The following is a 22,367-nucleotide window of genomic DNA, read 5'->3' on the forward strand; positions in this document are numbered from 1 at the left end:
AGTCGATTTATTTTCGATACTCTGTTTCTGTTACGTAGCTATGAAAGAATGGTGCTGCTTCCTTAGAAGTGATCGACTTGATCTAACTATCATCTCCACGCTCTAACATAGCTAGCAGAACGACCATTTTATAAATCTTGGCCAACAATATCGTTTTTATGGTTTGCAATAAAAGTTGGTTCGGATTTCCTTTCCGTTCATATTCGATATACATTGGGTTACCTCAAAAGCCATAGTTTCGTTTATATTGTCAAAATGCGCCATAATCACTCCGACATATTGTTATGGTGTTGGCTTCAGTGGTGTGCCGTTTTCGTTCCAAGTTGTTTCAAATAAATGACCTGATTCATTATGAGGGTTAGTGGTATCGTCAGAATTTCTCTTTCGTTACTACATTTTTTACTCAGGTACATACATCATCCTCAATGGCAACAAAGCTCTTTTATCTTTTGGCATCTGCTCGTACCATTGCACAACAAGTCGAACGAGCTCTTCCAAATCTACTAACTTAACAGAATTATGCTTTGCTACAGCTTCTGCATGTGAAGTATACCCCCCGGTAGAAACAAACAGACTGTTGGCATCAATCGGATTAGCGCCTAATAACTGCTGTATTTCTGGTGCTGACGCTGCATTTTTTCGGTGTTTGACCTGCACTTTTATAATCGGCTTTTCAAATCTAAATGCATCTTTATATGCTAATACATCAACGCCACCATCAGGGCCTTTTGGACTTATTTGAACATTGTATTCCATTGCCTGAAGTAGGCCACCTACTAATTCCTGCATCTCCCATGAATCTAATTTATCCACTTTGTCCTCTATCATAACGAAAGCTTTAGCCACCAAGTCTTCTACAATTTCATCTTCTACATCTTCTTCATTTGATCCTGTTGGTACTGATAAAGGATTGTTTAACAAGCGTTCGATTTCATCTCCCCATTGATCTACTCGAAATATAGTTAAAACTGACCCTAGACTGTTCTTTGCTGCTTGTGATAATGAATCTCTTTCTACCGAATTATCTTCCCAATTAACTCTTATAGTGTTAGGATAATCAGGATTTCCAACAGATATATCATAAAAGTGGGATTCTGTCACCGTACCAATTATGTACTCTCTTTTTTCTTTAGAATAGGATATGACTCGATCTCCTTTCTGAATCTCTCGGCTAAACCTCCATACTTGATTGACCCAGCTATTTCTCGATTGGGGCTTTTCATCACTGTAGACACTATCTGCTTTACTTTTCATCTCTGTTTTAAAATGATATTGCTTTGGATTTCCAAATTGTGGCCAACCTATTGATGCTATGCCTTGATCTTTCCAAATAGGCATTAGTTCATTATAATCTCCTGCACGAATCATCCACCATTTTTTCATGTAATACATCTCCTATTTGTTATAAAAATAGCCCTAGCATCCGTTTGATAAATTGGTTATCATGCTAGGGCAAAGTTGTTAGTGTATTAATTATATTTAGTTTTCTTGCTTCCACCCAGTAAATCAAATGTTTCCTTTTCTCCGAATCCCCCTGCACTTTTACACAGTTTTTCCAATAATCCTACCACATCTCCGTGATAGAGATATAAATTTATTAATTATCGCTATCCCAATGTATTTGATATATTTTTACTGTAACATATTGTTTTTTTAATATGTTATGTTACCTATCTAAATTTTTATTCACCTCCTTTTATAGTGAAATTTTTATTTTAGCTCCCATAGTTGATGCTATGAGTTTTAGTCTGTTTAATCTAAACTTTTAGTACTGATTCCGAATGACCCTTCATAACTTGACTACCTGGAATTAGTCGATAAATCATATCACTTGCAGTTGCAATTTCTCTTGCTGCTTTTTCTTTAGCTTTCACGATTGGATCATCAATCTTATTATCACCTTTTACTTCGATAATAAGTATTCTCCCATCATTCTTCTCTATTAAAAAGTCGGGGTAATAACTTCTCACAGTGTTTGAATCAGGGTCTATATACTGAATATAAAAATCTGATTGCCCATGCGTAAGCATACCTGTAAAGTAAACCTTTTTTATATCTTCATGACGTACGATTTCTTCAAAGAACTGCTTTTCTGGATTGGAATCAAAGCAGTAGGTATCCAAATGAAAACTTTTATTAATAAAATCTTTAAACTCAGTATCATTAATTTCTACTACGAGCTTTGGATTAGCAGTTACTCTGTAGTATCCTTCCTTTGGTTCCTTAACGAGTTCGATTTCTTTCGTTTCCTTTTTATCATAACTTTCCAATTTATAAATTTCATTAAATAATTTAGGGATAATCCAGTCATAAAGAAGTTCATTATAAGTATTTACGTACTTCAATAAAACTTTATACCCCTGTTTAGAACTGTCTAAAATCTTATCTAGTTCTATACATGAACGATTTAAATATCTAGAAATTTCAGCAACTATGGTCAATTGACTATACTCTCTTTTCACACGATACTCAGTTAAGTCTTCGCTAACTTTTCTATAAATTTTACCTGTTACCAACCCTACTTGCTCTGTATGAACCAATTTGTATTTTTCAAAATCCACCTTCTCAAATTCAAAGTCTACAGCATCAATTAGATCTTTTACTTTCAATTCATAAAGTTTTTTCTTACGGTTTACTTTTATCTTAACTGGTGGTGCAACCAATTTAATTTGATATGGAATATTCGGGCTATCTTTTTTCGATAAATCGTTAATGCTCATACGGAAATTTTGTTCTAGTTCTTCTTCAAGGATTTCCATGTTTTCGTCCGAAAGATATACATTAGCAGTTTCCTGGACAAATCCTATTGCTCTTAAACAGCGCATCGTTGCTTGTAATACAAATATCTTTGACTTAGGCTTTCTAAATAGAGCGACGCCAAATAAAAACCTACAATTCCATCCTTCACGTCCTTTATTAACAAGAAGAATAAACTGTTTTTCGGATGAAGGTGTATCTAATCGGTTAAACTCTCTAATATCATCATTAGAAGTTAATTTATTATCACCTACGTTTACTAATATCTTATCGAGTGGAATATTTAACTCATTTAAGATTTCTTCCAAAGTGGGCTTTAGTTCATTTTGAAGTTCCTCGACCGTACTAGCAAAGATAGCAAGTTTGGGTAGCATTCCTTCATAGCGATTTTCATTATTTTTTTCCCAAAAATTTTTAACTGCTAAATGAATAAACTCTTTTGATTTTGGATTTGAGTACCCATTGACAGTAACCTTTTTAAGGTACTTCTTACCAATTGCATCTTTTAAACCATACGCATAAACGACTTCTGGAAAAATTTCTTTACCAGCATAAGGTGTTCCTGTGTAGTTATAGCATGCCACAACTGAAGAGCCTAATTTTCTTAAAGACTTAGCAAGTTCATTAATTGTTAGCCTTAAACTAGTTGTTGCTACTTTTAGGCCCATGTCCTTTGCAAGTGCATTCCCAAAAGCATGATGAGCCTCATCGACATAAATCCCAATTTGTTCCAAACGAGTCAACTTAGAAAATCGTTGATTATCAATTAGCTCACCTTCGTCTTCTGGTTGATCAAAGCCATATAAGTCTGATATATCATCATATGCGGTTCCCGTTCCATAAGAATGAGAACTGAATAGTTGGTCAATCTTAGTTTTTTCTTTATGCTGACGCTTTAAGATAATCTTCTGTGTATTTGAAATAATGATATTATATTTCGAACGGTCAATCGTGTTTAAGGTTGTACTAGAGTCCTCTAGAAAGTGAATTTTCAAATGAGTGTTTAGCCAATTTAAATATTCAGGAGGTATAACCCTCGACCTATCAAAAGTCAAAATTTCCTTTAAGGATTGTAATACTGTTTTGTCTGGTGCAAAGACCAATGCATTGTGACAATATTTTCTGTCTTTAGGAAACTTATTTGCCAATAAAAATTCATAAAAGATACAAGTTGCCATCAGTATAGTTTTACCTATACCCATCGTCAAAGCAAAGATATAATTGGGATATTCTTGAGCAAACTTTTTCATGCGGGCAAAGACACTTTGGTATTGGTCAACGTCAATACTAAATAAAGTTCCTTGCTCGCCTTCTGAAAATCCGTAATCACTTCTCTTTTCAAAACCATTTTGTTTGTAGTACCAATTCTCAAACACTTCATGAACTTGTCTATTATCCACATATTCCTTTAAGAATATATACATTTCCAATGCTTCAAACTGAGGTTTACGAAGAAAGGAATTAGGGTTAACAGAATCATTAAAGTCTAAAAACTTCTTCGAAAGATTTCTATAATGATTCCGAATCAAACCTTTATTTTCTACATAAAAGTCTCTTAAATAAGTAAAAAATGCAAAATCTAATGCAAAGTCTTTGGTCTTAGCCATTATCTATACTCACCTCAAAAGACTCCGATAGTAAATCAGTAATCTTCACTCGAATTGTTCCCGCATCCTCAGGAATTTCATAGATCCCTGTTACTAATTCGTTTTTCGCTGGAATATCAACTACTGTCGGCTCTAAAACCGCTCCATCATAGTTCCAATCAATCATCACAGATTCAACAAGCTCTTCCCAATAACCCACATTTTCTTTCATGATGCTCAATTTTTGAAGAAGGTTCATCGGGTAGAAATTTCTAATAATTAGTTTCCCACGGTCCACAATAACATCCGCTTCAGAATCACGTTTAAACTCAAGATTTGATTTATCCCTTAAAATGTCAACAACCTCGATATCGAGCTTAAAACCCACCTCTTGCTCAAGAGCAGCAGCTAAGTCTGGCTCATGGCCCATGCATACAAGTAATAGTCTTTCTACTGGTTGGGTTGGGCTTTCCATTTGCCGTCTTTCGAATAATTTATAATCAAAATTTGTAATAAGTTCATTAAGATCCGATCTTGTTGCAATACGGTTAACTGGCATAATTTTTACCAACCTGCCATCTTTTTCACCATCGTAAAGGATATTATTATATATCGGTTGAATTTCTAGTGCTTCTATGAGTAATTCTTTTGCTTGAACAGGATTACGAAAAATATCATAGTTGTTAACATTATATACTTCAAAGCCAGGGATATTTTCCTCATTTTCATTTAAAATTTTTATTAATCTCTTAGTAGTGGTCTGTATAGCACCCAAATTAATATCTGATCCAAGGAAACGTCGCCCTAATTTCATTGCGACAGCTTGTGTAGTCCCCGAGCCCATAAAACAATCAAAAACTATACCACCAGGATTAGAGGATGCCTCAATTATTCTCTTTATTAACTTTTCGGGTTTCTGTGTAGGATAATTATAATTTTCAAAGGACTTCGATTTTATATGCCCTGTATCTGTCCATATATCATTCGCAGGGACTCCTGGACTCTCATCAAGATATTTTCTAACATAGGGTACTCCATTCCGTGAATGTTCTAATAAACCTGCTATCTCAAGTTCTATCATTTTTTCCTTTATATAAGCCCAGTGTCTCCCAACAGGTGGAAAGTGCCCTTTCCATTCATAGTGAGCAAGTGTGCCTTTTCTTTCACCAGGGGCACTGCATACTACTAAACCATAACGCCTACCATCTTCATCAATTTTGTTAAACCATGATTCTTCATATTCTTTTTCATAAGGAACATACTGTTTATTCCACACAAATTCCGTTCCTTTTTTATAATAAAGAATAGTATCATGGACGGGTCCAAAACCCTTTTTCGAAGCATGCACACCTGATCGCTTCCAGACAATTTCATTCAAGAAGTTATCTACTCCAAATATTTCATCCATCATAATTCGGATATAGTGACTTTTGTGCCAGTCACAATGTAAATAGATACTCCCATCCTCTGTGAGTAACTCTTTTAGCAAAATAAGTCTTTCATATATAAACTGTAAATATTCATCATTAGTCCAAATATCTGTATACTGTTTTTCTTCAAAAGCATTATGATCATTAATAACACTTTCACCTTTTAAATTTATCTTTTTTTTATAGTCAGCCTTTGAATCAAATGGCGGATCAATATAAACTAAATTAATTCTTCCTCTATATTCTTTTAACAAGTGACTCATCACTTGAAGATTATCTCCCCAAAAAATCTTATTTACCCATCCATCAACTGCTTCTCTGTGAGTTTCTTTTAGTTGTGCTGGATAGAATTGAGTTGAGCGGAAGGGACGTTTCCCCTTCCAATTCAACATCGGATATCCTTTAATTGGTTCGAATTCGTATTGTTCTACATTTATATCTTGCTCATTTGTACTCAATTTTTTCACTCCTATAACTTCTCATCACAGTAAAAACGCATATCACAGTTACGACATTGCTTTATTGGACGTTTTTTTATCGTGAAGTCTTTTTCCTCAATTTTTCTAACAATTTCATCAAAAGTAGTGATCGTCTTATCAATAGATTTTGTGTCCTTAGGAAAAGTGACGTATGGATTACTATTTTCTTCTCCAGTATAATACAAATGCATTTTACTTACTTTTTGTCCCGTTCTTTCTTCTACTAAGTGGGCATAGACCTCTAGTTGCCTTTTATAATGATACATCATATCTGCTTCTTTAACCAAGTCTGGCTTTTTCTCTGATTTAAAATCAATAATTTCAACAGTGTTATTCCGACCCTTTATTAGATCAATCGTTCCTTTAAGAATATACTTGTCTTTTACTAAAGAAACATCTACTTCTGCTTCTTTTATGTGTGACCATTTATTATTCTGTTTTTCAACATATTTTAATACCTGATTTAAGGCAGCTTTTTGTGTTTGTGGAGCAAGGTACACCCGTTCCTTTTTTACTAAGTTATTATAGTTGGCATTAAACCAATCCCCCACATTTTCTTCTGTGATTTTTGATTTCTCTCCACGGAGTGCCGATTTGTGAATATCTTCTATTGTCTGATGAACAAGCGTACCAAATAACGTAGCACCTTGTCGAACAGGAGAAAACTCAAATTCCTTATAGAACTTATATTGTAGAGCGCATGTTTCAAAAATGTTTATATGCGAGGTAAAGGAATATTCTTTCTTAATATTTACTTCCTTCACTTTTTCAATATCCAAATCGTAGATGCTATTAGTATCTCTCCAACTTTCAAGTGTGTTATATGACTCAATAAATGGTTTTGAAGGAACATTTCTCGTACCATGTCCACTAGCAGTGTTTTCTTGACAACTTAAAACAAGTAAGTTCTGTGCTCTTGAAAATGCAGTGTAATACAAACGCCAAAAGTCGTAATACTTAGTACTCTCCAAAGGTTCAAATGGTTCCTTACGGTAATAAGTTTCTTGGAGAATTTCATCTAAATTACTATGCTGCTTTCTTGGTGTAGCATCTAGGGAGTCAACAACCACTACTGGGAACTCTAACCCCTTTGATTGATGAATTGTTAAAAATGATACACATCCACTCGGTGCATATTCAGATTCATCCTCATATTCATTAATTCCACCATTAATTAAGAATCGTAAAAACTGATTAAAAAAAGTGGTTAGATGAGTATTAATAGTCTTCGGTGTAAAAACTGTTACCCTATGAAGATACTCAAACTTTGTTAGTAGCTTCGAAAAAAGTGACATGTTTCTAACAGGACGACTATCCTTTACTTTGTACGAGTCTTGTTCTAAATAACGATTAAATAAACTAAACTGAAGTAACTGATAAAAAAGGCCTGCAAATGAATAATCCGTGTTCTTCTGAAGATTCATATGTTCCTTCGCACGACCACGACACCATTTCAATAATTTTTCGTTTTCAGTTTTCCGTAACTCTTCAGCAAACTCTCGTAAGTACTGGTCATACATTTCCCATTCAACTAAATAAGCGTTTACTTCCCATTTCCTTACTTGTGGAAATTGGGGGAATAAAAACAAAAATGCTCCAATTATTAGACGAATTTCTTCTCTATCAAAAAACATATTGGATCTTGGGGAATATACAGGGATGTTCCTTTTTTCTAAATAATTTGCTAATGAAACTACTTTTTCATTTTTTATGGAGCGAAAAAGGAAAGCTACTTTATTCCAATCAGTCAGTCTTCCTTTTTCTTTCATTGAAATAAGAAATTGATACACTTCTTCTTCCCAGTTTCCTAATCCATCTGAACCCGATACTTTTATTACCGTTCTACTATCTGGATGTTCGCCTTCTCTAGGTTCAATCCGTTTATCATATCTAAACGTTTTACCCCCGTATGACCATTTAAGTCGTTCCATCCACTGATTATAGAACTGAATAATTAATGGATGTGAACGATAATTAGTTGATAACTCTACTTGTTTACATTTTCCTTGTTCAAACTTTGATGGAAACTCCAAAATATTTCTAATTGTAGCTCCTCTAAATCGATACAGGCCCTGATCATCGTCCCCAACCACACAAATATTTTGTTTTTCTCCTGCTAGTAAGAATATTATTTCTTCTTGGATAGTATTGGTATCCTGAAATTCGTCAATCATAAGATAGTGCAAATTTCCGCTAAGTTGAGTTGTGATTTCTGAATGTTTTTTTAATAAACGGTATGCTTCTAACTGAATTGTGGAAAAATCGAGCGCATTCTCTTCTGCGAGATGTTGAGAATAAAGTCCATAGCAGTAACCTAGTGCCTGAACCTGTAGTTCTGATGAATTCTTTAATTGTTCAACGTCCAATATTTCCTCACTAACTTTATTAAGCCATTTCAACAGCGTCTCTGCTTTCTTCCATCTAGAAGCTCTCTCTCCCAATAATAGATCTACGTTTGGTAACTGTGTATATTCATATATCCTTTGATATAGGAAGTACTGCTGATCAAACTGATCCATTAATATGAAGTTTTTCTTAAGTCGTGTAAACTCTTGGTTTTCTTCTAAAATCCGCAAACAAATTGAATGAATTGTACCTAAATACATCTCGTTTAAATTAAAAGAAATATTAGCTTCGTTCAGACGATTAGAAACACGAGTTATTAGTTCTTGAGCCGCTTTCTCCGTAAATGTCGCCACCAAGATGTTTTCTGCTTCAACATTTTTTTCAGTAATTAGGTAATAAATCCTTTCAACAAGTGTAAAGGACTTTCCAGAACCTGGGCCAGCAATAATTAATAGTGGCCCTTCTGTCGTTTCAACTGCTTTTTGCTGATTTTTATTTAGTCCGCTCATCCTATTTACACCCCTATTCACCCTACTTTCATACCATTATAAAAGAAATCTATAAGAGTCGTCACATTTATGTAGTATGAGAGATTAAATATCGCTAAATGACCTATCTCATTGATTTTAAGAGTAAGTTAATTCGTCTTAAGTTACTAAACCATGCACTTATAATAATAAACAACTCTTTCATGTGGATTAGCATATTTCTTAAACTAACAACGGATAGACAAAAAGAGCAAACTCGGTAGGAATTTGCTCTTTTCCAAAATACTTTAATTACTATTTGGCAACAAGTGACTGCATTCCATTTGCTCTTAAAATCAGTTTGATGATTCCGTCAATCTTTTCTTTTAAATCAAATGCGCCATAGTCTTCCACACCCCATTCATTAACCAACTCTTGGGCTATTAAAACTTTCTTTTGGGAATAACTAGAAGATATATTGTTAATTTCAGTACTACTTAGCGGTGTATTGTCATCATATTTATATTTTTTTGCAAAGAATTCATCAAAAGAGTCATATTGTCCTAAAATATTAGAATCTTCCGTATAAACAAGGTTCCTCGAAATGTCGTTTACTTTTATTCGTTTTCTCAAAAATTCATCTTTTTTTATTATTCTTTCAAATAACTCATGTGGTATGTAGTTTTCAATTTCTCTTCCTTCAGTAATCCAAACCTCTAAGTAGTTACTTAGACTTGATTCATGGCCGGGCATACCGGCGGTGAGCTCATGAACTCGATCAACTAATTTTTGAACTCGGCTTTTATAGGAATCGGCTTGTTGTTTTTTATCGGAATCACATACTACTATCGCATACCTACTAGTAGAAAGAATATCTATATAATTACTTTCAGATAATATATCGAATGATGTTAAATTAGCCCCGCCATACATTAAAAAACTATAATGTCTGCCTTCTATAAATTCTAATCCTGAAGGGGTATGGTCTTTTATCCATTTATTGATGTATATTCTATCACTAGGACCCTCAATCCAAATGATTAAATTACTTTGTAATAGTTGAGATGCTTTTATACCTAACTGATCTAATATTTCGTATTTCTCAATCACTTTAGAGCAAGGCAATAAAGTGGATGATTGATTGCCTTTTCTTACTACACGGTGTACGGTCCAATCTTCATCTACTTGATCTATTAAAATTGAAGAATGAGTTGTAATAAAAAAACGATGATTTTTGAAATTTTCTTTAATAATATGTATAAATTGAATTACCGCTTCAGGGTGTAAATTCCCTTCAGGTTCTTCAATGAATACATTCAAGGAACGTTCTTTGTTCAAATATAAAAAAGAGAGTAACATTACAAGTTGGGCTACTCCTGTTCCTAACTGAGCAAGGCTAGCAGGTATTTCCTTTTCTCCTCTTTTAATATAAAATCTTAGCTCGCTTTCACTGGGGTCAAGTTCAAAATGAGATTCGTTTAGTATTTGCTTTAACCAACTTACTAATTTTTGCTTGAAAGCACGCCAAATCTGACTTTCCTTGTTTCTAATTCTAATTATTTCCCCAACAATTTCACTTCCATCAAAATCGCTTTCTATTTGTGAAGACGAGGTTCTACTATGGTGCCTTATAGCATCTACGAAATATAGACTGTCTAAGAAAGCATACCAATATTGAAAAGTATCATGAATAAAATCCATATCCTCAGTTGGATTTATGTATAATTTATCTGTTTCTCTAAGTAACTTTGGGTTGGTCTTAAATTCTTCGAGAAGAGTAAAATCTCCATATTTCACTGAAAGACACGAAATATTATCATTTGTTTTATGCTCACTCGATAAATGAATCTTCGAAGTCTTTTCATGCAGTTGAGGAGATTTTTCAAAAGGAAAAAGTATCTCTTCTACTTTGATATCCGCATGGATATTACAAGAACTTTCTGCCCATGTATTTTCAATTGGGAATGACCTTGGAATATTATTGTAGTTATCATATTTTATATTTGAAAGTTTATCTTTCTTATGCTCTACACAATCATTACGCAAATAATACAAATACTTAAAAATATTAGATTTCCCAGAGTTATTCGGACCTATTATTATATTAATGTGTTTTAAATCTTTCAAGACCACTTCTTCAGAATCCGAATATGATCTCCAACCTTTTAAACGAATCTCGTTGATTTTCAACTTTATCTACTCCTAGATATTTTTTTGTCTGATATTCCATGCATTAGTAATGTTGCTCGCTTCATACCCTGGCGGTGGACCTTCAGTCCATGATTTATGAAACCTAACATCATTACTTTTAGGTCTAGGAATAGGCTGATCAAATCGAACTCTACCTGGTAACATCATAGCATCTCCAGTTACTAATGCTTCACCATCTCTAAGAGTAGATAAGATGTTAGATTGTTCCCCAAGGCTGTCTGGAAGTAATCTTTTTATTTTATTTTGATCTAAATCATTCGTAAGTCGTAATGAAATAAACGTACCACATTGAGATAATACTGTTGATGATACGTTTGAAGGCCGTTGTGTAACGACAATTAAACTTATACCATATTTTCTTCCTTCCTTAGCAACTTTCTCAACTCTTTCAAGACATAAAGAATATTTTGTAGAACTATCCTCAGGTATATACGTATGAGCCTCTTCTAAAACCAATGCTAAGGGAAGGTTTTCAGGATCCATGTCCCAGTACTTATAATCAAAAAGTAATCTTGTCAAAACCCCTACACAAACTGTTCTTATTTCTGCAGGAAGACCACTTAAGTCTAATACAGAAATAAAAGTCGGGTTGCCGGGAGTCAATCCTAGTAAAAACTCAAAGTAGCTACTTAATGATGTAGATTCATCTCTGTTTCCATTTAAAAATTCAAACCTATTATCATTATATTTACTTTGAATTTTTAATAGCATTTTATCAAACGGTTCTTTTTTACTTGCAGTTTGGTTCTCTCTTAGAGCCTCAATTTGAGTAATTAATTCTTCAAAGCTGAAATATATTGGACTGTCCACGGTAATTTTGTTTTTCATTGTTTCTTCATCTACTGAATTTTTCTTTAGTCTTTCCAAGATATCTTTTAAATGCATTTTCTGTGTTCCCCCCGCTTCAGGGTAGTAAATATCAATAAATTCATCTAAATCTAAAAACCAATAAGGTAATTTAAAATTACTCCATTTAATGCAATTAGCTTTATTTTCCCACTCTCCTGTAAACGCGTTAGGATATTCATTGTGGATATCAAAAAAAACAACTCTAGGTTGAGGATAATCCCTCAGTATGGATTGAACAATATTTGCTACTGTACTACTTTTGCCACTGCCAGTAGTACCGACAATTGCTACATGTCTTCCTAAGAATTTATCTAAGTCAAAGTATACATCGCCAGCTCCACGCATAGACCTTTTGCCAACTTTAAAGTATTTTTTGGGTAATTCGCTTGGTTGATCACTTCCTACAACACCTAGTAAATGATTAATTTGGTCACCTGTTAGTAAATAAGAGTTACTACTTATATGAGGAAGCTGATCTATACCTCTTGTAAACTTGCCACTTTGATTGGCACTACCAACTATATCTAACTCAACTATTTGATTTGTTAAAATCGACGCATCTCTTTTTTCTATTTCTTCTATATATACTCTTGTAATAATACAAATTGTATCTCCGTGATACACACTCCCACAGTTAACAAACGAACCAACTTCTACATGGTAAGTTATTGTGTCAAGTTTTTTTTTCAAAAAGTTAGCCTTAATTATTACTTTACTTCCATCGACACTTCTAACTGTCCCAAACTGTAAATCATTTTCTCTAAAGTCCATCTAACTCACCCCATAATTTAATTTGATAGTACTTTTAATCCAGGTGGATAAATTTTATATTTAAGTTTATATTTTCTAGTATTATTATATTATACATTATTGCCTTCACTATTATTACATAATATAGTCATATCATTTTTACTAGATATCTAATGACAAACCTATAAAAAAATACAAAAGCATCTGTTAGTTCAGTAACTGTTGCTTTGAAATAAAGTATGATCAAAATACCTCACAAACCAATTTTTTACGATAAATAAGAAGAATCCATTTTGAAAAAAGTTTGATCAAATTGGATTCTTATCGAGCAGGTCTGTATTAAATAAAAAATTAAATCATTATCTACTTGTTTGGACTTCAGCTATATTTTTGACACGTTCTATAAATTCAACTACCATTTTATCTGTTGTCTTATTATCATTGATTTTATTTAATTCATAAAAATATGAAATTTCGGCGCTTTATGAGCGATATTTATAAGCATCGACCTTTAAAGGATATTGAAGTACATAAATCTAAATGAAAAAAGAAATGGATATTCCCTTTGATTTTCTAAAGGCTCTATCCACTTCTTCTTATATAAAAACATTTCTTACTTTATTACCAATCTTCTTCATCTTCATCCCAATCTTCTTTTGCCAATTCAAGGCGTTCCATAAAATAGTCTAAAAAATTATCGGCAAGCGTTCGACCATAGCCTTCATGATTATCCCACATTATAACTGGACATTCACCATTCTTCATTTTATTAGTATCGAGGCAATAGGCAAATTCATCAATATCTTCTATAACCACAAGTCCATCTATTAAATCATAATACTTTTGATGACCTTTAGTAGCATCTACTACTGCTGGACCCGTAAAACCATATCCAATTATTCTCACTCCAAAAAGTCCACCGTAACCATAATTTCTTAAAAACCACTTGTAACTTTCCGGTAATGAGACCTGTAATTTTTGTTCAGTTTCTTTTACTTTGTCTTCACTTACTCCACCTGTAAAATCATCATCTTCGCCATACTGCTTAATAAATTCCTGTAAAGCTGAATATTTCAACAAAATCACCTGCTAATCCTTAGTTTCGTATCGCACGGACAAGTTTGAAGAATACACTAAGGGAATAATCAAATTAGAAGCATAAACTCATTTCTCATTTTTCTTGAATCTTTCTGGGATTTTATTTTTCCATATTATCATGAGTTCTTTAAATTCTTCAGTCTCCATTTCATTTTCATAAGGCTCTTCATATGTATAAAAGTGTTCAAGCACTGTCATTTCTTTTTTTATTAGCACACTTGTTGCATTAAGTTGAATTTCAAATTTTTCATGGAAACCATTTAAGACATTTTCAACTATCGTAATATACTCATCTGCTTCTTCCTCTGTAGGGATGTCTTCAATAAAATCAGCGAATAATTTTATTTCATCCGATAATTTTATTCTCAATGTCCCAACATGGTCTCTAAAAAAAACGTATGAATATTTCATACTCACCCTCCATCGTAGTCCCTTTGAATTTCAAAAGAGCTATCAGCCGTTCCAAAAAATCCTTATAGCATTATCAATTCATATAAATCCAGCTTTCACCAATCCTCTTCGTCTTCATCCCAGTTTTCTTTTGCCTCCTCAAGACTTTCGATCAAATAGTCTAGAAAATTGTCAGCTGCGGTAAAACCATATCCTTCTTGGTTATCCCAAAGAATCACTGGGCATTCTCCATTTTGCATTTTGTTAGTATCGAGACAGTAAGCAAATTCATCAACATTTTCTATAACCACTATCCCGTCAATTAATTTATAATGCTTTTGATAATCTTTAGTGGCATCTACTACTGCTGGACCAGCTAATCCATATCCGATTATTTCTACACCAAAAATACCACCATAACCATAGTTCCTTAAAAACCATTTATAGCTATCCGGAAGAGGGACTTGTAATTTAATTTCTGTTTCTTGAACTTTTTCATCACTTACTCCACCTGTAAAATAAGCATCTTGACGATTTGTTTTAATAAATTCTTGTAACTTGGAATACTTCAACTAATTCACCTTCTAGTCTTGAGTTCCGTATTGCTCTCCTCTCCCCTTCCAATACTTTGAAGTCCTTGATTAATAACATGAATTATTCTTCAACGTCTTCAGATAATTTTTCTAAAAATTCATTAATATCATTGGCTAGAAAATACATATTGCTCATATCATCAGGATTTTCAGGTTCTTGCTCATGATCCCAAAAATAAATATTATCCATATAAGGAGCTTTAGTGCCTAAGCATATAGTATTACCAGCAGGATCATCAGCTATTGGAATAAATCCTTCTGGAAGTCTATACTCATATATGTCCATGACCTTTTCCAAGTTATCATACATGTCACCTATCCCATTAAATACATTCAAAACACTTTTTCCCTGCTCTTCAGATATATCAAAAATACTTGACTCAGGAGTTCCCCCATTCCATTTAAGTAAGAATCCCTTATACTTTTCCGTTAATTTCACATTATTTTCTGTTTCAAATTGCTCTATCACTTCTAGAGAAAGCTTATTATGCGAGTTTTCAATTCTTACCATTTTAATATTCTCCTCTTATCTATTTTCCATTAATGGTTTATCCCTCGAATTCACCCTTGGAATATCTCTGGAATTTTATCTCGCCATATTAAAAGTAATTCTATAAATTGCTTTGTTTCTATCGTATTTTCTTGAGGTTCATCAATTCTAAAAAAGTTTTCAACAATTGTTACATCTTTTTTTATGAGTACACTTGTAGCATTTAATTCAATTTCAAAGTCCTCAAATGTCCCTTTTAAAACCTTTTCGATATATTCTATATATTCATCGACTTGGTCCACTGTTGCAATATTTTCAATGAAATCTGTTAAAAGACAAATTTCTTCCGGCAAAATTATTCCTAAATCGCCAAATGGATCTTTCTTTAACTCATATGAATATTTCATACGCTTTGATCCCCTTTTAAATGGATTTGCCGTTCTGAAAGGTAGGTAGCCTATCAAGGTTTTTTTGACTCTTTCAGTACAAATAACATTATTATAGAACGATATCTTGATAACCTACCTCTTCTACAACTTCATCTTCAATTTTAACTCCTAATCTATCTTCAATATCCCAAGTGACATCACATAGTAAACCTAGTCTTCTTTTTCTATTCTTCCTTGCTCTTCTTACAATTAACTCTGTAGGCTTCACTAATCTTTTTAAAGCTAGTATAGAATCGATTTTTGGAGCAATTTTATCTGCTTCCGATTTATTTCTTAACATCACTCTATATTCTTCAAAATTCTCACTATAATACTCATATATTTGCATTTCCACTTCATCCATTATATTTTTCATTTCATTATTAAAATTACGAAAGGTCTCTCTCTGTATATTTGAAAAATCAGCTTCTTCATGTCCATCTACACTTAATACTATTTCTATGTCCATATCAAACATTTGAATAGTTATTTTACCTCTCCAATAGTTTTTTTGATATTCTAATTCTCCAAATAACTCATCATTAATCTTTATCATTCTTAATTAATCTCCTAACTTAACTTTTATGTTATATTCGCCAAATCCCCCCAGATGTTTAAAGATACTATTAATTTTACTTGGTACCATTTGAATAGATTCCAATCATTAAGTTCATGCCAAGTATATTTATTATCTTCTCTCCGACCACCTATATCGTCTGCTGTATATATTTATATAATGGATATGCCGGTGCTATTGATCCATTTTTATTCAAGTACATTTCTACTTTTATACAAAGCATAAAATCATTATTCATTGATGGTACAACCTTGAATGAATAATGATTTATTTTTGAAGTGGAAAGAAAGAATTGATTGTTTTAAAGTAAAGATGCATTTGTCTTATGTGCGTTCACTCGCTTATGTTGCATTACTAACACAAGCTCTTAACATATGAATAATAGTTAATAAGACCAATCTATAGCTAATCTTTTTAAATTAAACTTCGTCAGACAAAGCATCATTTTAAATCCTGTAATTCTTCCACAATTTCTTTTAATCGGTCAATATTATTAATAAATTCGTCATAAGAAATTTCTTGATAATCGAAAATCCCTTCTCCATATTCATCACTATCAAATATTTTTACTTTTGTACCTAACTTCAACAAATTATCAACCAATCCTTTTAAATTCTCCATATCATCAATATCATTCGCGTCCGTTTCGGCAAAAAAATCTTTGTTTGCAATTTTATTTTTTATGTCTGTAATTCCTAAACCAGTGTACTTTCTTAACGGTACTAAACATTTATTAAATGGACCATCAGTGCTTATTTTAATTGCCATTTTACTCATCTATTATTCTCCTTTCCATTAAAATTCTAATTTGCCATACCTTCAATCGTTTCTCCAGAATCTGTGACAAAATCCCAAACTCCCGTCACAAAGTCTTTACCTATATGAGCAGTTTTGTTCTTTTTTGGTAGGATGTGGAAACGTATAAATCTAAATAAACAAAAAATGGATAGTTCCTTTAATTTTCAAAAGGCTCTATCCACTTCTTCTTTTATAACTCACCAATCTTCTTCATCTTCGTCCCAATCTTCTTTTGCCAATTCAAGACGTTCAATAAAATAGTCTGAAAAATTATCAGCAAGCTTTCGACCATAGCCTTCTTGATTATCCCACGTAATAACTGGGCATTCTCCATTTTTCATTTTATTAGTATCGAGACAATAAGCAAATTCATCAATATCTTCTATAACCACAAGTCCATCGATTAAACCATAATACTTTTGATGATCTTTGGTAGCAGCTGCTACTGATGCACCTACTAAGTCATAACCAATTATATCAATACCAAAACTTCCTCCTGAACCATAGTTTTTTAAGAACCATTTGTAGCTCTCCGGAAGTGGGACTTGTAATTTATTTTCTGTTTCTTTAACTTTGTCTTCACTTACTCCACCTGTAAAATCATCATCTTTGCCATACTGCTTAATGAATTCCTGTAAAGCTGAATATTTCATCAAAAATCACCTACTAAACTTGGATTTCGTATTGCACTGATTTATTAATTTTTTTTATTCTTGTTCCCATCGGTGAACTTGTGTACGGAAGATATCTTCGATTTTCATCCGTTTTCACTTAAACTCATAATGCTTATTTAAGGTCTGGTGGTTAACTTTTTCTCAACAAATAATCAAATTAGAAGCATAAATTCAATTCTCATTTTTCTTGAATCTTTCTGGGATTTTATTTTTCCATATTAACATGAGTTCTTTAAATTGTTCTGTCTCCATTTCATTTTCATAAGGCTCTTCATATGTAAAAAGGTGTTCAAGAATTGTCATATCTTTTTTTATCAACACACTTGTGGCATTGAGTTGAATCTCAAAATCCTGATATAAACCATTTAAAACACTTTCAACTATCGTAATATACTCATTTGTTTTTTGCTCAGTAGAAATGTCTTCAATAAAATCAGCGAATAATTCTATCTCACCTGGTAATTTTATTCTCAGCATTTCTAAATGATCTCTAAAAAACTCGTATGGATATTTCATACTCAACCTCTTTTATAAATTGGATAGCTAGTAGACTCACTGCCAAACATGTTTTTGTGAACCTGTTAATTCTCCTTTTGAATGGCTTTTTCCAGTTCTCGAGCTATATTTTCTAGCCACTGTATCGGGGTTACTCCTAATGAAGGGAAATAAAGTTCACAGCACTCTTCTATGAAATTTTCTTTCTCCTCATTTGAAATATTTTCAGCCAAAAAAAACTTAACTTCATTGGCAATTAATAAAATTCTTTTTTCTGATATTGAGTTAACAAATTCTTTTAATTCTTCATCTGGTGATACCATATCTTGATGAAAGTGAGCAGTCAAAAAATTTTCTAATTCATCGAAACTTTTATTTTTCATATGTATTCTCCTTTATTTTGTGGGAAAACCTGTTAAAACACAAAAGCCTCAACTCTACATGCTTTTTTCCTTATATTCTTAGTCATGTAACTCATCAAGAAAAAATCCCTGTCCATTTCACTGTCTTACAACTGTTACTATATACCGACATTTACCCGATGTATGTCCAATACATCTGAGATCCGTTTCTCACTCATTCTTTTAAGTAGATACTCATGACCTTTTTCCAATGCAAGATTTCTTTCTTCTTCATAAATAGGAACGAGTGTATAAATGTGTATGTTCCCCTGTTTAGTAGGAACGTTATCCATCTCGGATTCTTGGGGACGACATACCATTATGCAAGATAACTTTGTATTTGATGCAAATGGCTGTGGGGATTCTCCATTAGGAAGAATAACCCCTTCTTTCAGCCATCCATCATAAATATGTGGAATATGAGCCACTTTCCTTAGCCACCCAAGGGGCCAATAATGGTTTTGATCTTTCATATCTTCATTTTCAACTATCCAACTTGAAGGCAATTTTAGTAATAACTCTGCATATTTAAAAACACTTTCTTTGTCTGAATAGTCCATAGGTTCATCACTCATCCCTGTAGTTACGAGAGTTGTGAAATCTTTATTTATTGATGGAGGAATTATGTGAATATTGACCGACACTCTACTACCAGGAACAGTTTCACTTATAGTCTTTTTGATAGGGCCAAAGTATTTAGCCACATGCTCTAAAATCACATGATGATGGTCTTGATCATTATCGTTTGTTTCAGTTACAGTAGACCACCCTTTTTGTTTTTCTAACAACTTAACGATTTCCTCTTGCCCTTGTTCCCTTGCAAAAGTTAATGCGTCCATATCTTTCTTAGATGCACCACTATATTTAACACCCGTATCTATACCACTTTCAATTAATAGTTTTGCAATATCAACATGCCCATTACTAATGGTTCCTAACAATGGATTTCTTTCTGGTTCGCTTACGTCCATATCAGCTTCACAAGATAATAAATATCTTACTATATCAATATGCCCTGCAGAAGCAGCTTCGTTCAAAGCTCCACCACCGTATACTCCACCTAGCACATTAATATTTGAACCAAGTTCTATTAGTTTTTTTACTATATTTAATTCCCCTCTAGAAGCTGCGACATGAAGCCACGTACCAAAAGGAGTCATCATATTTAAAAGTTCAGCATTAGAGCCGATTAATGCAACTACTTTTTCAATATTGCCTTTTTTTATAGCCGAACGAATTTCTTTTGCAACTTGTTTATTATCCATCCCCTAACTTTTTCCTCCTTTTTTTGCAATATCACCAAGTTTATTAAGCATTTCCACCATATTATCTCTGGCTCCATCAGCATCTCTTACTTTTTTAATATTATCAACAACATTCCTAAGTGCTTCAATCCCATGTAAACTGTGTCGTTACTTCGGGCAATTTTACAACTCTATATAAGTTATAAAAAAACCTCGACTGATATCATCGAGGTCCTCCTGGAATTTATCCTTGAAATATTTCTGGCATCTCACCAAATTATCGTGCTTATTTTTATAAATAAAATATCGTTATAAAAATCATTGATGACTATTTTAAAAATCTTCTTCCCATGCTTCTTTTGCATTCAATAACCTTTGTGATAAAAACTCATAAAAGTTCTTTGCTGTATTGCAGTCATCAAGTCCCCCTAGTCTATTCCACGCTATTACTGGGCACTCATTATTCTCCATTTTGCTTGTATATAAACAATAAACATATTCTCCAGCATCTTCAATAACTACTAAATTCTTATCCAATCCTAAATCTCTATAACTCTTCGTGTTAACTACAAATGGAGCTCTATACGACTTAGCCACGCCTAAAATATCAACACCAAATGCACCACCAGAACCATAGGTCGTTAAAAACCACTTATAACTCTCTGGTAATTCCACCCCTAGCTGATTTTGGACTACATTGATTCGGCTTTCTGCTATTCCACCTGTAAAGTCATCTGATTCCTTATGTTCATTAATGAAATTTGTTAATTCCTCTTTATTCATTTAGTACTCCCCCCTGCCAACAATAGTTGGTTTTTAGGATTGTAAGGCAATAGATTAGGCATTGACACTAATACTTTTGCCTTCGTAAAGCCTTTTACTGCAGCAGCTTTTTGCAGTAGTTACCTCAGGATTTGAGATAAAACTCCAAACTTCTGTCAAAAAGTCTCTATGAGTTATTTTGTTCCTTTTTTCCGGTTGGCTATGGGAATACGATAAATCTAATTAATTTTCTCTTCTTCTTTATAACAAAGCAAGATAAATAGCTTTCACCAATCTTTTTCATCTTCATCCCAGTTCTCTTTTGCCTCTTCAAGACTTTCGATTAAATAATCCAGGAAATTATCCGCAGCGGTAAAACCATATCCTTCTTGGTTATCCCAAAGAATCACTGGGCATTCTCCATTTTTCATTTTATTTGTATCGAGACAGTAGGCAAATTGATCAACATTTTCTATAACCACTATCCCGGCAATTAACTTATAATATTTCTGATAATCTCGAGTGGCATCCACTACTGATGGACCTACTAAATCATAACCTATTATATCTACACCAAAAATCCCGCCTGCGCCATAGTTCCTTAAAAACCACTTGTAGCTAGCCGGAAGTGGGATCTGTAATTTATTTTCAGTTTCTTTTACTTTGTCTTCACTTACTCCACCTGTAAAATCATCATCTTTGCCATACTGCTTAATGAATTCCTGTACAGCTGAATATTTCACCAATATCACCTACTAATATTGTATTTAGTCCTTTCATTTATAAGGTGGTGCTATCCATCAAAAAGGTAAACATAATAATAAAAACAATTTAATCATCTAATAATTCATCATCTAGCCACAACTCTACGCCATCAACGTCCAGCTTCTCAGTTTCATTAATTAATTCTAAGTCACTTAAAAAACCTAAGAATGTTTCCGATACAAGATGTATATTTTCCCAATATGAGTTAATGTCATCTGAAGCAACATCTATTCCTGCCATTATTTTAGCTTCACGTTCATTTTCATGGTTCCAGAAGTAAACTTTACCTATATAACTTCCCCTTACTCCTATGCATATTACATTTCCTCCTGGACTTTCCCCAATTGGAATCATACAATCTGGCATCCGATTTAAATAATCTTTGATTTTGTCGAATAAATTATTTTCACTAGATAATCCATAAAAACCTTCAAATACTTGAGTTCCCTCCTTAGATGTCCAAGGTGATGTCTCAATCGGTTTATACGTTACCTCATTGTCAAAAAAAGTTTCATCATAGTTAAGAAGAAACTCCTTATAATCTTTTGGAATGTAAATATCATACATCTTTTCTAACTTCTTAACCTGATTTTCTCTTGAACTTAAAGAAGTGAATTCTTGTTTCTTAATATTTAAGGCGTTTAATTTATTTTCTATTTGATCTATATACTTGTTACCCAAAAATTAAAACCCTCCTCTTAAACCTGATGCAGCACAGTGGTGATTTTCAAGTAACTTTGTAGGGATTAACTGTATAGTAATATCTTCTGCATGGTG

20 protein-coding genes and 1 pseudogene are annotated in these 22,367 nt (G+C 33.0%); all 21 read right to left on the bottom strand.

Going from position 1 to position 22,367, the window contains the following annotated elements:
* Positions 1-82: 82 nt before the first annotated feature.
* The 21 genes and pseudogenes from ABC374_RS19820 to ABC374_RS19920 all read right to left on the bottom strand — a co-directional run bounded on the left by ABC374_RS19820 (position 83) and on the right by ABC374_RS19920 (position 22,271).
* Positions 83-214, bottom strand: a complete 132-nt coding sequence (locus tag ABC374_RS19820; protein ID WP_413019515.1) for a hypothetical protein — start codon at positions 212-214, stop codon at positions 83-85.
* Between the two features lie 185 nt (positions 215-399).
* Positions 400-1,383: a restriction endonuclease gene (locus ABC374_RS19825; RefSeq protein WP_413019516.1), complete on the bottom strand. Its 984-nt coding sequence runs from the start codon at positions 1,381-1,383 to the stop codon at positions 400-402.
* 374 nt (positions 1,384-1,757) lie between these two features.
* Entirely contained in the window at positions 1,758-4,364 is a 2,607-nt protein-coding gene (locus ABC374_RS19830; RefSeq protein ID WP_413019517.1) for a TnsA endonuclease N-terminal domain-containing protein, read from the bottom strand.
* Positions 4,357-6,231, bottom strand: a complete 1,875-nt coding sequence (locus ABC374_RS19835) for a DNA methyltransferase (RefSeq protein ID WP_413019518.1) — start codon at positions 6,229-6,231, stop codon at positions 4,357-4,359. The genes ABC374_RS19830 and ABC374_RS19835 overlap by 8 nt, the downstream gene beginning before the upstream one ends.
* Before the next feature lie 11 nt (positions 6,232-6,242).
* Entirely contained in the window at positions 6,243-9,107 is a 2,865-nt protein-coding gene (locus ABC374_RS19840) for an ATP-dependent helicase (RefSeq protein ID WP_413019519.1), read from the bottom strand.
* 273 nt (positions 9,108-9,380) lie between these two features.
* The gene (locus ABC374_RS19845; RefSeq protein ID WP_413019520.1) at positions 9,381-11,255 is read right to left on the bottom strand and encodes an ATP-dependent nuclease; all 1,875 of its coding nucleotides are present in this window, start codon (positions 11,253-11,255) and stop codon (positions 9,381-9,383) included.
* Positions 11,256-11,267: 12 nt separating this feature from the next.
* On the bottom strand, positions 11,268-12,896 hold the full coding sequence (locus tag ABC374_RS19850; protein ID WP_413019521.1) for an ATP-binding protein: 1,629 nt from the start codon (positions 12,894-12,896) through the stop codon (positions 11,268-11,270).
* A 600-nt stretch (positions 12,897-13,496) separates the two neighbouring features.
* Entirely contained in the window at positions 13,497-13,952 is a 456-nt protein-coding gene (locus ABC374_RS19855) for an SMI1/KNR4 family protein (RefSeq protein WP_413019522.1), read from the bottom strand.
* A gap of 87 nt (positions 13,953-14,039) precedes the next feature.
* Positions 14,040-14,384 carry a tRNA-Val4 gene (locus ABC374_RS19860; RefSeq protein WP_413019523.1) on the bottom strand — a complete coding sequence of 115 codons (345 nt, stop codon included), beginning with the start codon at positions 14,382-14,384 and terminating at the stop codon, positions 14,040-14,042.
* A gap of 95 nt (positions 14,385-14,479) precedes the next feature.
* Positions 14,480-14,935 carry an SMI1/KNR4 family protein gene (locus tag ABC374_RS19865; protein WP_413019524.1) on the bottom strand — a complete coding sequence of 152 codons (456 nt, stop codon included), beginning with the start codon at positions 14,933-14,935 and terminating at the stop codon, positions 14,480-14,482.
* 82 nt (positions 14,936-15,017) lie between these two features.
* Positions 15,018-15,467 (bottom strand): SMI1/KNR4 family protein, encoded by a 450-nt coding sequence (locus ABC374_RS19870; RefSeq protein ID WP_413019525.1) that lies wholly within the window; start codon positions 15,465-15,467, stop codon positions 15,018-15,020.
* A gap of 50 nt (positions 15,468-15,517) precedes the next feature.
* Positions 15,518-15,853, bottom strand: coding sequence for a tRNA-Val4 (locus ABC374_RS19875; RefSeq protein WP_413019526.1), 336 nt, complete (start codon positions 15,851-15,853; stop codon positions 15,518-15,520).
* Between the two features lie 91 nt (positions 15,854-15,944).
* A complete protein-coding gene (locus ABC374_RS19880; protein WP_413019527.1) occupies positions 15,945-16,430 on the bottom strand; it encodes a DUF6985 domain-containing protein in 486 nt (161 codons plus the stop codon).
* 440 nt (positions 16,431-16,870) lie between these two features.
* Positions 16,871-17,228 (bottom strand): annotated as a pseudogene (locus ABC374_RS19885) (hypothetical protein).
* 218 nt (positions 17,229-17,446) lie between these two features.
* On the bottom strand, positions 17,447-17,902 hold the full coding sequence (locus ABC374_RS19890) for an SMI1/KNR4 family protein (RefSeq protein WP_350300017.1): 456 nt from the start codon (positions 17,900-17,902) through the stop codon (positions 17,447-17,449).
* Positions 17,903-18,094: 192 nt separating this feature from the next.
* On the bottom strand, positions 18,095-18,439 hold the full coding sequence (locus tag ABC374_RS19895; protein ID WP_413019528.1) for a tRNA-Val4: 345 nt from the start codon (positions 18,437-18,439) through the stop codon (positions 18,095-18,097).
* 65 nt (positions 18,440-18,504) lie between these two features.
* The gene (locus ABC374_RS19900) at positions 18,505-18,801 is read right to left on the bottom strand and encodes a contact-dependent growth inhibition system immunity protein (RefSeq protein WP_264895488.1); all 297 of its coding nucleotides are present in this window, start codon (positions 18,799-18,801) and stop codon (positions 18,505-18,507) included.
* 137 nt (positions 18,802-18,938) lie between these two features.
* On the bottom strand, positions 18,939-20,084 hold the full coding sequence (locus ABC374_RS19905) for a suppressor of fused domain protein (protein ID WP_350300019.1): 1,146 nt from the start codon (positions 20,082-20,084) through the stop codon (positions 18,939-18,941).
* 312 nt (positions 20,085-20,396) lie between these two features.
* A complete protein-coding gene (locus ABC374_RS19910) occupies positions 20,397-20,846 on the bottom strand; it encodes an SMI1/KNR4 family protein (RefSeq protein WP_413019529.1) in 450 nt (149 codons plus the stop codon).
* A 266-nt stretch (positions 20,847-21,112) separates the two neighbouring features.
* Positions 21,113-21,568, bottom strand: coding sequence for an SMI1/KNR4 family protein (locus tag ABC374_RS19915; protein WP_413019530.1), 456 nt, complete (start codon positions 21,566-21,568; stop codon positions 21,113-21,115).
* A gap of 88 nt (positions 21,569-21,656) precedes the next feature.
* The gene (locus tag ABC374_RS19920) at positions 21,657-22,271 is read right to left on the bottom strand and encodes an SMI1/KNR4 family protein (RefSeq protein ID WP_413019531.1); all 615 of its coding nucleotides are present in this window, start codon (positions 22,269-22,271) and stop codon (positions 21,657-21,659) included.
* Between the last annotated feature and the right edge of the window lie 96 nt (positions 22,272-22,367).

The sequence above is a fragment of the Peribacillus phoenicis genome, from assembly GCF_047238085.1.
In the GTDB taxonomy this organism is placed as follows: domain Bacteria; phylum Bacillota; class Bacilli; order Bacillales; family DSM-1321; genus Peribacillus.

Excerpts from the sequence above, each read along its gene's own strand:
- ABC374_RS19910 (WP_413019529.1), bottom strand. The coding sequence starts at position 20,846 with ATGAATAAAGAGGAATTAACAAATTTCATTAATGAACATAAGGAATCA.
- ABC374_RS19820 (WP_413019515.1), bottom strand. The coding sequence starts at position 214 with ATGTATATCGAATATGAACGGAAAGGAAATCCGAACCAACTTTTATTG.
- ABC374_RS19825 (WP_413019516.1), bottom strand. The coding sequence starts at position 1,383 with ATGAAAAAATGGTGGATGATTCGTGCAGGAGATTATAATGAACTAATG.
- ABC374_RS19890 (WP_350300017.1), bottom strand. The coding sequence starts at position 17,902 with ATGAAATATTCAGCTTTACAGGAATTCATTAAGCAGTATGGCAAAGAT.
- ABC374_RS19880 (WP_413019527.1), bottom strand. The coding sequence starts at position 16,430 with ATGATAAAGATTAATGATGAGTTATTTGGAGAATTAGAATATCAAAAA.
- ABC374_RS19900 (WP_264895488.1), bottom strand. The coding sequence starts at position 18,801 with ATGAAAAATAAAAGTTTCGATGAATTAGAAAATTTTTTGACTGCTCAC.
- ABC374_RS19905 (WP_350300019.1), bottom strand. The coding sequence starts at position 20,084 with ATGGATAATAAACAAGTTGCAAAAGAAATTCGTTCGGCTATAAAAAAA.
- ABC374_RS19850 (WP_413019521.1), bottom strand. The coding sequence starts at position 12,896 with ATGGACTTTAGAGAAAATGATTTACAGTTTGGGACAGTTAGAAGTGTC.
- ABC374_RS19840 (WP_413019519.1), bottom strand. The coding sequence starts at position 9,107 with ATGAGCGGACTAAATAAAAATCAGCAAAAAGCAGTTGAAACGACAGAA.
- ABC374_RS19860 (WP_413019523.1), bottom strand. The coding sequence starts at position 14,384 with ATGAAATATTCATACGTTTTTTTTAGAGACCATGTTGGGACATTGAGA.
- ABC374_RS19875 (WP_413019526.1), bottom strand. The coding sequence starts at position 15,853 with ATGAAATATTCATATGAGTTAAAGAAAGATCCATTTGGCGATTTAGGA.
- ABC374_RS19895 (WP_413019528.1), bottom strand. The coding sequence starts at position 18,439 with ATGAAATATCCATACGAGTTTTTTAGAGATCATTTAGAAATGCTGAGA.
- ABC374_RS19870 (WP_413019525.1), bottom strand. The coding sequence starts at position 15,467 with ATGGTAAGAATTGAAAACTCGCATAATAAGCTTTCTCTAGAAGTGATA.
- ABC374_RS19830 (WP_413019517.1), bottom strand. The coding sequence starts at position 4,364 with ATGGCTAAGACCAAAGACTTTGCATTAGATTTTGCATTTTTTACTTAT.